This window comes from Amycolatopsis kentuckyensis (assembly GCF_041679295.1).
GTDB lineage: Bacteria > Actinomycetota > Actinomycetes > Mycobacteriales > Pseudonocardiaceae > Amycolatopsis > Amycolatopsis kentuckyensis_A.
Genome location: NZ_JBGDMD010000001.1, coordinates 724,041 through 736,044 on the forward strand (window position 1 = coordinate 724,041; position 12,004 = coordinate 736,044).

6 protein-coding genes are annotated in these 12,004 nt (G+C 70.7%); 5 read left to right on the forward strand and 1 reads right to left on the reverse strand.

Annotation, left to right across the window (positions count from 1 at the left end):
• Positions 1-271: 271 nt before the first annotated feature.
• Positions 272-2,557, reverse strand: coding sequence for an ATP-binding cassette domain-containing protein (locus ACERZO_RS03355; protein WP_372661443.1), 2,286 nt, complete (start codon positions 2,555-2,557; stop codon positions 272-274).
• 211 nt (positions 2,558-2,768) lie between these two features.
• On the opposite strand from ACERZO_RS03355, the gene ACERZO_RS03360 reads away from it, so the two are divergent.
• The 5 genes from ACERZO_RS03360 (at position 2,769) to ACERZO_RS03380 (ending at position 11,998) form a co-directional block, all read left to right on the forward strand.
• Positions 2,769-3,251: a MarR family winged helix-turn-helix transcriptional regulator gene (locus ACERZO_RS03360; protein ID WP_372661446.1), complete on the forward strand. Its 483-nt coding sequence runs from the start codon at positions 2,769-2,771 to the stop codon at positions 3,249-3,251.
• A gap of 431 nt (positions 3,252-3,682) precedes the next feature.
• On the forward strand, positions 3,683-5,455 hold the full coding sequence (locus ACERZO_RS03365; RefSeq protein ID WP_372661449.1) for a non-ribosomal peptide synthetase: 1,773 nt from the start codon (positions 3,683-3,685) through the stop codon (positions 5,453-5,455).
• Between the two features lie 57 nt (positions 5,456-5,512).
• On the forward strand, positions 5,513-9,928 hold the full coding sequence (locus ACERZO_RS03370; protein ID WP_372661452.1) for a non-ribosomal peptide synthetase: 4,416 nt from the start codon (positions 5,513-5,515) through the stop codon (positions 9,926-9,928).
• A gap of 55 nt (positions 9,929-9,983) precedes the next feature.
• A complete protein-coding gene (locus ACERZO_RS03375) occupies positions 9,984-11,234 on the forward strand; it encodes a 3-deoxy-7-phosphoheptulonate synthase (protein ID WP_372661455.1) in 1,251 nt (416 codons plus the stop codon).
• Positions 11,231-11,998 (forward strand): 2,3-dihydro-2,3-dihydroxybenzoate dehydrogenase, encoded by a 768-nt coding sequence (locus ACERZO_RS03380; RefSeq protein WP_372661458.1) that lies wholly within the window; start codon positions 11,231-11,233, stop codon positions 11,996-11,998. The genes ACERZO_RS03375 and ACERZO_RS03380 overlap by 4 nt, the downstream gene beginning before the upstream one ends.
• Positions 11,999-12,004: the final 6 nt, after the last annotated feature.

Sequence of the window (12,004 nt, forward strand, 5' to 3'; positions counted from 1 at the left end):
GTTTCCCTTGTGGATCAACTAAAATCCGCGAGTTATCGAGTCCTTAGTGGACAGTTAACGAATACGCTGGGAAATCACTTCGCGGACCGCGCGCGGGCGAGCGCACGAAAAGCCGCGGCGGCGGGATTCCGCTGCCGCGGCGCTCCCCGGCTCGCCCGGGCCAGGCGCGAGACCCGGTTCAGAGGTCTTGAATGAGTCATTCAGGACCTCTGAAGACCTGAATGACTCATTCAAGACGTTCGCTGTCGCCGCCGCGGCTCGTGAGCGCCCGCTAAGCGTTCTTCAGATCCGCCCGCAGGTATTCGGCTGTGTAGGACTTCCGGTCCTTCAGCAGCTTTTCCGGCGTCCCCTCGAACAGCACGCGTCCACCGTGGCGCCCGGCTTCCGGGCCCAGGTCGATCACCCAGTCCGCGTGCTTCACGACGTCGAGGTCGTGCTCGATCACCACCACCGTGTTGCCGCCGTCCACCAAGCGGTCCAGCAGGTTCAGCAGGTGCCCGATGTCGGCCATGTGCAGGCCGGTGGTCGGTTCGTCGAACAGGTAGACGTTGCCGGTCTCCCGCAGCCGGTGCGCGAGCTTGACCCGCTGCCGCTCGCCGCCGGACAACGTCGACAGCGGCTGCCCGAGCGTCAAGTACGACAGCCCGACCTCGGCCAGCAGCTCCAGCTTGCGCGTGATCGCCTCTTCGGCGAAGAAGCCGAGCGCCTCTTCGACGGTCAGCGCGAGGACGTCGACGATGTTCTTGCCCCGCAACGTCTTGTCCAGCACCTCGGGACGGTAGCGCTTCCCGTCGCACGCCTCGCAGATCGTCGTCACCGGGTCCATGTACGCCAGGTCCGTCTCGATGACGCCGCGGCCCTTGCACTCCGGGCAGCCGCCTTCGGAGTTGAAGCTGAACAGTCCCGGCTGGGCGTTGTTGGCCTCGGCGAACAGCTTCCGGATGACGTCCATGACGTCCAGGTAGGTCGCCGGCGTCGAGCGCGTCGACACCCCGATGGCGGACTGGTCGATCATGACCGCGTCCGGGTGCTGCTTCCGCAGCGCCCCCGAGACGAGGGTGCTCTTGCCCGAGCCCGCCACCCCGGTCACGACGGTCAGCACGCCGGTGGGGACGTCGACCGTCACGTCGTGCAGGTTGTGCAGATCGGCCTTCTTGATCGGCAGCTGCCCGGTCGGCTCGCGGAACTCCTCCTTGAGCCCGGGGATGTGCGTCAGGCACTTGCCGGTGAGCGTCGACGCGCGCCGCAGCTGCTTGACCGTGCCTTCGAAGACGACCTCGCCGCCGTGCGTGCCGGCGCCGGGGCCCATGTCGACGACGTGGTCGGCGATGGCGATGACGTCGCGGTCGTGCTCGACGACCAGGACCGTGTTGCCCTTGTCCCGCAGCTCGCACAGCAGCTCGTTGAGCCGGTGCACGTCCCGCGGGTGCAGCCCGACGCTCGGCTCGTCGAAGACGTACGTCAGGTCGGTGAGGCTGCTGCCGAGGTGCTTGACCGTCTTGAGGCGCTGGCCTTCTCCGCCGGACAGCGTCGAGGTCTCGCGGTCGAGGCTCAGATACCCCAGCCCGATCGCTTCGACGCGCTCCAGCGCCGCCAGCGCGCCGGCCAGCACCGACTTCGCCGCCGGGATGTCGAGCGACTTCAGTTCGGCGATCAGCTCGCTGACCTCCATCGCGCAGTGGTCGGCGATGGTCTTGCCGTGGATCTTCGACGCCAGTGCGGCTTTGTTCAGCCGGCCGCCCTTGCAGACCGCGCACGGCCCTTCGACGACGATCTTCTCCACCTCCCGGCGGTCGCGCTCCTTGAGCGTGTCCAGGCCGTTCTTGAGGTAGCGGCGGGTGAGCTTGACAACGACGCCTTCGTATTCGTTCGAGTAGTTCTGCCGCTTGCCCGAGCGGTCCACCCGGAACCCGCCGCCGTGCAGCAGCAGGTCCCATTCCTTCTTCGTGAACTTCTTGAGCGGCTTGTCCGGGTCGAACAGCCCGGACTGGGCGTAGAGCTGCCACATGTAGCTGCCGATGGCGAACAGCGGCGAGTCCAGCGCGCCCTCGTTGAGCGTCTTGTCGTAGTCGATCAGCAGGTCGAGGTCGAGCTTCGTGGTCTTGCCCAGCCCCTGGCACTCCTCGCACATGCCCTGCGGGTCGTTGAACGAGTACAGGTTCGACGACCCCGCGCTCGGCTTGCCGTACCGGGAGAACAGCACGCGCAGCATCGCGTGGATCTCGCTCATCGTGCCGACGGTCGAGCGGGCGTTGCCGCCGATCGGCTTCTGGTCCACCACGATCGCCGTGGACAGGTTGCTCATCCGCTCCGCGCGCGGCCGCTCGTGCTTGGGCAGCCGGTTGCGGATGAACCAGCTGAACGTCTCGCTGAGCTGCCGTTGCGACTCGACCGCGATCGTGTCGAACACGATCGACGACTTGCCCGAGCCCGACACGCCGGTGAACACGGTGATCTCGCCCTTGGGGATGCAGAGCGAGACGTTCTTCAGGTTGTTCTCGCACGCACCCTCGAGCACGATGTGGCCGCCGGTGCGCCGGGTCTGCCCGTTCGCCATGACCTGCGCCTCCTCGTCCCGGGGCGGCGGGTGCGCGGCACCGGGGTCGATCGGACGATTGGTTTCCGTTCGGCAATCACTTTACCAGCTCGAGTCCTTCGCGGCCGCGCGAGGAGCGCTGGGCCGTGAGAGTGACGTGGCGGCGAACGGGAAGTGATATCCTCTGATCTTCCGATCGCGGCGCGCTTTCCCTCGAAAGCTGAGGTGGGCAATGACGAAGTTCCACGGTTCCCCGACCGCCCCGCCGGGCCGTCCCGGCGAGCTGGAGAACGCGCTCTCCTACCTCCAGTGCGTGCTGGTGGCGCGGCGCACGCGCGCGACCCCGGAGAAGGTCACCTGGCCCCAGTACGACGTGCTGGAGACGCTGCGGATCCACGGCCCGATGACGCCCTCGGCGATCGGGGAGTCCCTGGGCATCTCGCGGCAGAGCACGTCCAAGCTGCTGCGCGTGCTCAAGGACCAGTACCTCATCGAGCAGACCTCGCGCGGCACCGACCGGCGCGAGCAGACGACGTCGCTGACCGAAGAGGGCGAAGAATTCCTCATGCGCGCAGCTCAGGGCCGCCGGGAGACCGCCAAGGTCGCCGGCGCGGCGCTGACCGCGGGCGAGGCGAGCCTGTTCGCCGAGCTCTGCCAGAAGGTCGCCGACTCGCTGCACTCCACACCCCAGCCTTTCCCGCTCCGCGACGTCTGAGCCGCGCTCCGGTCACGCCCGGCCCCCAGACGTGCACACCGTGTGGCGGATGCCCCGGTTCCGCGCTGCCCAAACGCGACCGCGGCGATGTCACCTGGCGTGCCCGCCGCGTTCCCACGTGCGGCCTTCCGCCGATCGGAGCAGCGCACGCCGCCGACCGTCGTCAATCCACCTCGGATCCCCGCGCCCGAGTTGCACCGCGCGTCCCGGCCGGTACCGTTCGCGCGCGAATTCACCGCTATTCACCATTTTCTCAGGTAATCGTTTTCAGCCGATAAAACGCGACCCTCGGTTATTTGAGCATTCGACGATTTCCGGCGGGTTGACAGCCCTCGGCACCCTTTGCATACTGGTTGCTGAAAAGAAATCATCTCGGCTGAATTGATCATTGCTGCCGCCGTGCGTGCGGCCCAACCGGACAGGGGGATCCCATGCCCGTGGACGGAAATCCGGCCGGACTCGTGCTGCCGCGGCTGTTCGAGCGCGCCGCCGCCGGCCATCCACAGCGGACGGCCTTGAGCGGCGACGGCCCCGAAGTGTCCTATTCGGACTTGAACGCCCGGGCCAACCGGCTCGCCCGGACCCTCCGCGTGATGCAGGTCCGCGACGGCGCGCCGGCCGGCCTCTACCTGGACCGCTCGACGGACCTCGTGGTCACGCTGCTCGCGGTCCTCAAGGCCGGCGGGTGCGTCGTCCCGCTCAACCCGGCCTACCCGGCTCGGATGATCCGCCACATCGTCGAGGCGACCGGCCTGCGGACGATCGTCCACCAGGGACAGCCGTCGCTGGCCGAAGCGGACCTCCCGGTGCGGCAGGCGCACGTCGCCGAGCTGGCCGGGGAAAGCGCTTCCCAGGCGGACGGCAACCTGCCCACGGCCCCGGCCGCCGGGGACGACGCGTTCGTGCTGTTCACCTCCGGGTCCACCGGACGGCCCAAGGGCGTCCGGCTGGCCCACCGCGGCCTCGCCCGGCTGGCGGTCGCCGACCCGAAGCTGACGATCACCCCGGACGACTGCCTGGTGCAGCTGGCCGCGTTCTCCTTCGCCGCCTCCGGCAACGAGTTCTGGCTGAGCCTGCTCAACGGCGCCGAGCTCGTCCTGCTGCCGCCCGGCCTGCCGTCGCTGTCGGACTTGCGGGACGTCATCAAGAAACGCGGGGTCAGCGTGCTGAGCCTGCCTTGTGGACTGTTCAACCTCCTGGTCGACAACGAACTCGACGTCCTGCGCGAGCTGCGCGTGATCATGGTCAGCGGCGACTTCCCGTCCCCGGCGCACCTGGCGACGGCCGCGGAGCACACCACCGCCGCGATCTTCAACGGCTACGGCTGCACCGAGAACTCGGCCATCTCGTCGCTGTACCCGGTCACTCCCGAGGTCCGCGACCTCGATCGGGTGCCGGTCGGCAAGCCCCTGGCCGGGGTCACCATGGACGTGCTCGACCAGGACCTCAAGCCGTGCCCGCCGGGCGACGTCGGCGAGCTGGTCATCGGTGGCCTCGGCGTCGCCAACGGCTACCTCGCCCTGCCGGACGCCCAGGCGGAGAAGTTCGTCGACGACGGCACGCGCTACCGCACCGGCGACCTGGCCCGGCTGACCCCCGACGGCGACGTCGTGCTCGTCGGCCGGTCCGACAGCCTCGTCAAGATCCGCGGGTTCCGCGTCGAGACCAGCGCGGTCGAGCTCGCCCTGAAGTCGTTCGACGACGTCGAGCACGCCGTCGTCAAGGCGTTCGGCAACGAGGCCAACGAAAAGAGCCTCGTCGCGTTCTACACCACCTGGAGCGGGCAGGAGATCGGCGCCGGTGAACTGATCGCCCAGCTCGCCGACACGCTGCCGGAGTACATGATCCCGTCGGACTTCCACCGGCTCGACGCGATGCCGGCGAACCTCAACGGAAAGATCGACCGGGCCGCACTGCACGACCCGCGCGCCCGGTCCCGGGAAGAAAAGGAGCAGCCCATGACGAGTCCCCTCGAAACGGTCATCCTGCAGATGTGGCGCGACATCATCGGCACGGACGACTACTCCGCCACCGACCCGTTCGTCGGCCACGGCGGCAATTCCCTGCACTTCGTGAAGTTCGCTTCCGGGCTGCAGTCGGTCTTCGCGGTCGAAGTGCGCCCCGAAGACGTGTTCCGGCACGGCACCGTCCGCGGGCTGGCCGAGCACATCGAGTCGCTGCGAGCGGGCGCCCCCGCCCGCTGAGCCGGCAGACCGAACCGACGCACGGGGGGCCGCGATGATCGGAGAGGTACTGACACCATGGAAAACCCACTCGAGTCGGTGATCCGCCGGACCCGCTCCGGCGTCACCGTCGACGGTGCGGCCGGCCACGAGCAGTTCGCCGGGCTGCTCAGTGCGCTGCTGGGGGTCACCCTGGGGGCCGAGGACGTCCGGCGCCACGAAGATCCCGCCGACCTGGCCCGGCACATCGACCAATTGCGGGGCGGCCCGCCCGGGCTGACCGCGACCGCGGCGGACGGTCCCGCCCCGGCCTCCTACGGCCAGCGCGGCATCTGGTTCATCGACCAGTACTCGCCGCGCCCGGCGGCGTACAACGCGCCGTTCGTGTTCACCGTCAAGACCCCGCTCGACACCGGCGTGCTGCACGAGAGCCTCCGGGCCGTGCTGACGCGCCACGAAATCCTGCGGACCACCTTCACCGCCGAGGACGGCGACGTCCGCCAGCACGTCGGCGCGGAGCCGGCCTGCGACTTCTCGACCGTCGAGCTGGGTGCCGGCCGGCCGCTGGCCGACGTCGTCGCCGAGGTGGTCGACACCGAGTTCGACCTGGCCGCCGGGCCGCTGGTCAAGGTGGTCTGCGCGGTCGAGCCAGACGGGCCGGTGCACGTCGTGTGCGCCATCCACCACATCGTCTTCGACGCGGCCTCGGCCGGGGTGTTCCTCACCGAGTGGTTCACCCGCTACCACGCCGCGCTCGCCGGGGACGCCTACGACGAAGGCGAACCCCGCCCGCAGTACCGCGACTTCGCCCGCCGGCAACGGGAAACCGTCCGCGGGGACCGCCTGGAAGAGCTGCTCGCGCACTGGGAGACCCGGCTCGCCGGGCCGCTGCCCCTGCTCGACCTGCCCACCGACCGCCCGCGGCCGCAGGAGCAGTCGCACCGCGGCGACATCGTCCGGTTCGACCTCCCGCCGGAGCTGACCGACCGGCTGCGCCGGCTGGCCGCGGACGAGCGTGTCACCCTGTTCATGCTGCTGGAGGCCGCCTACGCCGCGTTCCTCCACCTGCACACGCGCCAGGACGACCTCCTCGTCGGCAGCCCGGTCTCGCTGCGGGATCTGCCGGAGACGGCGGACATGCTCGGCTACTTCGTCAACATGGTCGTCTTCCGCCACACCGTGCGCGCCGACCTGCCGCTGCGGGAGCTGTACGCGCAGGCGAGCACCGAGGTCACCGAGGCGCTGCGCCACAAGGACGCGCCGTTCGAGAAGGTGATCGAGCGGGTCAACCCGCCGCGCAGCCCGAGCCACGCACCGGTCTTCCAGACCATGTTCGTGCTGCCGGACTCCGACTGGGCGGCCCTGGACCGGCTCGGCCTGGACGCCGACCTCGACCTCTACGTCAGCCGCAGCTCCAAGTACGACCTCTCGCTGATCGTGGAACAGGACGGGACCGCGCTGCGCGGGGTGTTCGAGTACGACACGGCGTTGTTCGACCGCGAGACCGTCGAGGCCTTCGGCGACCGGTACGTCCGGCTGCTCGAAGCGCTCGTCGAGAACCCCGGCGGTACCGTCGGCGAACTGGGCCTGCTCTCGGAAGAGCAGGAGCGGGAGGTCCTGGACTGGTGCGCGCCGCCGCCGGAGGACACCACCCGCCGCCCGGTCGCCGAGCTGTTCGAGACCCAGGCCGCGGTCACCCCGGACGCGCCCGCGCTGGAGCACGGCGACCGCGTGCTGTCCTACGGCGAGCTCAACGGCCGGGCCAACCGCCTGGCCCGGGACCTGCGGGCGAAGGGCGTCGGCCGCGGTGACCGCGTCGGCATCCACATCCCGCGGTCGCCGGAGATGGTGGTCGCGTTGCTGGGAGTCCTGAAGGCGGGGGCCGCGTACGTGCCGGTCGACCCGTCCTACCCGGCCGAGCGGATCGAGTACATGCTGGCCGACTCCGGCGTCGCGCTGGTGCTGGAGTCCGGAGAGCCGGAGTCCGCGGACGAGTCGGACCTGGGGCGGCTGAAGAGCGGCGACGACGAGATCTACGTGATCTACACGTCCGGGTCCACCGGCCGGCCCAAGGGTGTCGTGCTCACCGAAGCGACGGTCACCAACCTCGTCGAGTACATGCGGCGGACCTCGCCGATCGGCGCGACCGGCCGGACGCTGCAGTACATGACGCTGTCGTTCGACGTCTCGGTGATGGAGATTTTGGGGACGCTCTGCGCGGGCGGCACGCTCGTGCTGATCGACGAAGACCTGCAAAAGGACTTGCACCGGCTGACGGACTTCCTGCGGGAGCGCCGGATCTCCCGCACCTACCTCCCTTATGTCGCGGTGCAGCAGCTGGCCGCCGTCGCCGAGGACAAGCCGTTCCCGGACCTGGTGGAGGTCGCCTCCGTCGGCGAGCAGCTGGTGATCACCCCGCAGATCCGCGAGTTCTTCGCCCGGCGCCCGGAAATCCGGTTCCTCAACATGTACGGCCCGTCCGAGACGCACCTCGCGTCCGCGCACGAGCTGACCGGGGACCCGGCCGGGTGGCCGGAGTCGCCGTCGATCGGCGGCCCCATCGGCGGTCTGTCGATGCTGGCCCTCGACGACGGCGGCCGGCTCGTCCCACCCGGCGTGCCGGGGGAGCTGTACCTCGGCGGCGACCTGCTCTCGCCCGGCTACCACGGCCTGCCCGAGCAGACCCGCGAACGGTTCGTGGAGACGCCGTTCGGGCGGCTCTACCGGACCGGCGACCTGGTCCGCTACGACCGCCACGGCGAGTTCGACTACCTCGGGCGCGCCGACACCCAGATCAAGATCCGCGGCTACCGCGTCGAACCCGCCGAGGTCGAGGCGGCGCTGAACGAGCTGCCCGGCGTCCGCGCGTCCGCCGTCGCCGCGGTGGCGTTCGGCGCGGGGGACCGGCGGCTGGCCGGCTACCTCGTCGCCGACGACGACATCGACCCGGTCGCGGTGCGTGCCGCGCTGTCCGGGACGCTGCCGGACTACCTGGTGCCGTCGCACTTCGTGCGGCTCGCCGCGCTGCCGGTCGCGCCCAGCGGCAAGATCGACCGCAAGGCGCTGCCGGACCTGTTCGACCCCGGCCCGGCGGGCTCGTCGCGGCCGCCGGAGACGCCGACCGAGCTGGCCGTCGCCGAAGCGTGGACGGACCTGCTGGGCACCGGCGAGGTCGGCCTCGACGAGGACTTCTTCGCCGCCGGCGGGCACTCGATCCTGGCGACCGAGCTGATGTACCGGCTGCGCAAGCGGTTCGAGGTCGACGTCCCGCTGCGGACGCTGTTCGACGACCCGACCGTCGGCGGGATGGCCGCGCGCATCGACGCCCTGGTGGCCGGCACCGACGACGGCGGCCGGGTCGACCTGCGCGCCGACGTGAAGCTGCCCGAGCACATCCGTGCCGCCGAGGGTCTTTCGACCGCCGAGGGCGTCCTGCTCACCGGCGCGACCGGGTTCCTCGGCATCCACCTGCTGCGCGAGCTGCTGGCCGAGACCGCCGGCCGGGTGCACTGCCTGGTCCGCGCTCCGGACGCCGAGAGCGCGTGGCAGCGGATCGCCGAGACGGCCGGCCGGTACGGCATCGGGGAGTTCCTCGACCGCGACCGCGTCACCGCCGTGCCGGGCGACCTCGCCGCCGAGCGGCTGGGACTGTCCGAAGAGGACTACGACGACCTCGCCCGTCGCGTCGGCACGATCCACCACACGGCGGCGCACATCAACTTCGTCGCGCCCTACGCGTCGGTCAAGCAAGCCAATGTGGACGGTCTGGTCCGGGTCGTCGAGTTCGCGGCGGCCGGGCCGGTCAAGCCGGTGCACTACACCTCCACCGTGGCGGTGTTCTCGCCGAAGCCGCGCGCCGAGCCGATCACCGAGGACGACCTCCCGGACGACGCGCAAGACCTCACGATCGGCTACACGCAGAGCAAGTGGGTCGCCGAAGAGGTCGCGCGGCTGGCCCGGGACCGCGGGGTGCCGGTGACGATCTACCGCATCGGCCGGATCGCCGGCGACAGCGAGACCGGCGCGCTGCAGACCGAGGACTTCCTGTGGCGCCAGGTCAAGAGCTTCCTCGAACTGGGGGTGGTCCCGCCGCCCGAGGAGCACGACACCGACCTGCTGCCGGTCGACTTCGTCGGCCGCGCCCTGGTCCGGCTGGCGCGGGCGCGGCCCGTGGAAAACCGGACGTGGCACCTGTTCAACCCGGACATCAAGACGTTCGACGTCGTCTACCGGGCCATCCGCGAACTGGGGTACCCGCTCGAGGAGATCCCGGTGGGGGAGTGGCGGGCGGCGCTCGCCGACCGCGCCAACCCGCTGTCCGCGATGGCCCCGCTCTACCAGGAAGGCGCGCTCGACATCGGCGACAACACCTACGCCAACGAGCGCACCGGACGCGAGCTGGCCCGGCTGGGCCTGCGCTGGCCGGAGATCACCCCGGCCGTGTTCACGAGAATGATCTCCTATTTCCGTGAAACGGGCGAATTCACCGGCTGAGGCCGCTTCGTCCCCGTTCTTTCCGTGATTTTCCCTCTCCAGCAAGGAATGCGCGATGAGGAAGACGCTGCCCGAACGAGCCCGGCCGGTGCTGCACCGCACGCCCGAGCCGGGCGCCGGGACCCTGACCGGCTACCCGGCCGCCCAGCAACCCGAGTGGCCCGATCCCGCCGAGCTCGCCGAGGTCCGCGACACCCTGGCCGGGCGTGAAGACGTCGTCGGTCCCGCCGAGGTGCTGCAGCTGCGGTCCCTGCTGGCCCGCGCGGCCGAAGGGGAGTTCTGCGTCCTGCAGGCCGGCGACTGCGCCGAGGACCCGGCCGACACCGGCGTCCCCGCGGTCGCCCGCAAGGTCGGCATGCTCGACACGCTCGCCGAGGTGATGCGCGTCGGCTCCGGCCGCCCGGTCCTGGAGGTCGGCCGGATCGCGGGCCAGTACGCCAAGCCGCGCTCGGCGAACGTCGAGGAGGTCGACGGCCGGGAGCTGCCGGTCTACCGCGGCCCGATCGTCAACAGCCCCGAGCCGACGGCCGAAGCCCGCATCCCCGATCCCACCCGGATCCTGGCCGCGCACCAAGCCGCGCTCGACGTCCGCGCGTCGATCGGGCGCCTGGGCCGCGGTGCGGGCGCCGACCCGGCCGAGCGGATCTGGACCAGCCACGAGGCGCTGCTGCTGGACTACGAGGTCCCGCTGGTGCGCGGCATGCCGGGCGGCCGCCGCTACCTGGCGTCGACGCACTGGCCGTGGATCGGCGAGCGGACCCGGCGTCCGGACGGCGCCCACGTGCACCTGCTGTCCACTGTGGTCAACCCGGTGGCGGCGAAGGTGAGCGCGAAGGCGTCGATCGAAGACGTCCTCGAGCTGTGCGAGCGGCTCGACCCGTTCCGCACCCCCGGGCGCCTCACGCTGATCCCGCGGTTCGGCGCGGCCCGGGTCGGGCAGCTCGCGCCGCTGGTGCGGGCGGTGCGCGCGGCCGGGCACCCGGTGCTGTGGCTGTGCGATCCCATGCACGGCAACACGGTCGTCGCCGACGACGGGCTGAAGGTGCGCCGGCTCGAGGACATCATGAACGAGCTGCGCCAGTTCGTCCGGATCGTCACCGTCGAAGGCGGCGCGTGCGCCGGGTTGCACATGGAGGCCTCCCCGAGCGAGATCTCGGAGTGCCACGGCGCCGGCATCACAGCGGCGCGCGGGCCCGGCTACACGACGCTGTGCGACCCGCGGCTGAACCTGACCCAGGCCGTCGCGCTGACCGCGCACTGGCAGCCCGAAGCCACCAGCGAACTGAGGACGGAGCTGGCCTCATGAGTGTGACCCTGGTGACCGGCGCGGCGAGCGGAATCGGCGCCGCGACGGCGACCCTGCTCGCCGAACGCGGCCACACCCTGGCGTTGTTCGACCGCGACGAAGCCGCTCTCACCGACGTGGCGAAGCCGCTGCTGGACGAGGGCCGCAGCGTATACACCTACACCGTGGACGTCACCTCCAGCGCGGAGGTCGACGCCGCCGTCGAACGCGTCGAGAACGGCTTCGGCCCCATTTCCGGCCTGGCGAACGTCGCCGGCGTGCTGCGGATGGGCCGCGTGGCGGACCTGTCCGACGAGGACTGGAACGAGACCTTCGCGGTCAACGCGACCGGCGTCTTCCACGTCTGCCGCGCGGTGTCCCGCCGGATGGCCGCGCGGAAGGCCGGCTCGATCGTCACCGTGGCGTCGAACGCCGCCGGCGTGCCGCGCAGCCACATGGCGGCCTACGCCGCGTCGAAGGCCGCCGCGACCAGCCTGACCCACAGCCTCGGCCTGGACCTCGCGCCGCTCGGCGTCCGCTGCAACGTCGTCGCGCCGGGTTCGACCGACACCCCGATGCTGCGGTCCATGTGGACGGATGAGACCGGTTCGAAGTCCACTTTGGACGGGGATCCCGGCCAGTTCCGGCTGGGCATCCCGCTCGGGCGCATCGGCTCGCCCGAAGACGTCGCCCGCAGTGTGGCGTTCCTGCTGTCCGACGAAGCCCGGCACGTGACCCTCGCGACCCTGCTCGTCGACGGCGGCGCGGCCCTCGGCGCTGTCTGAACGAGC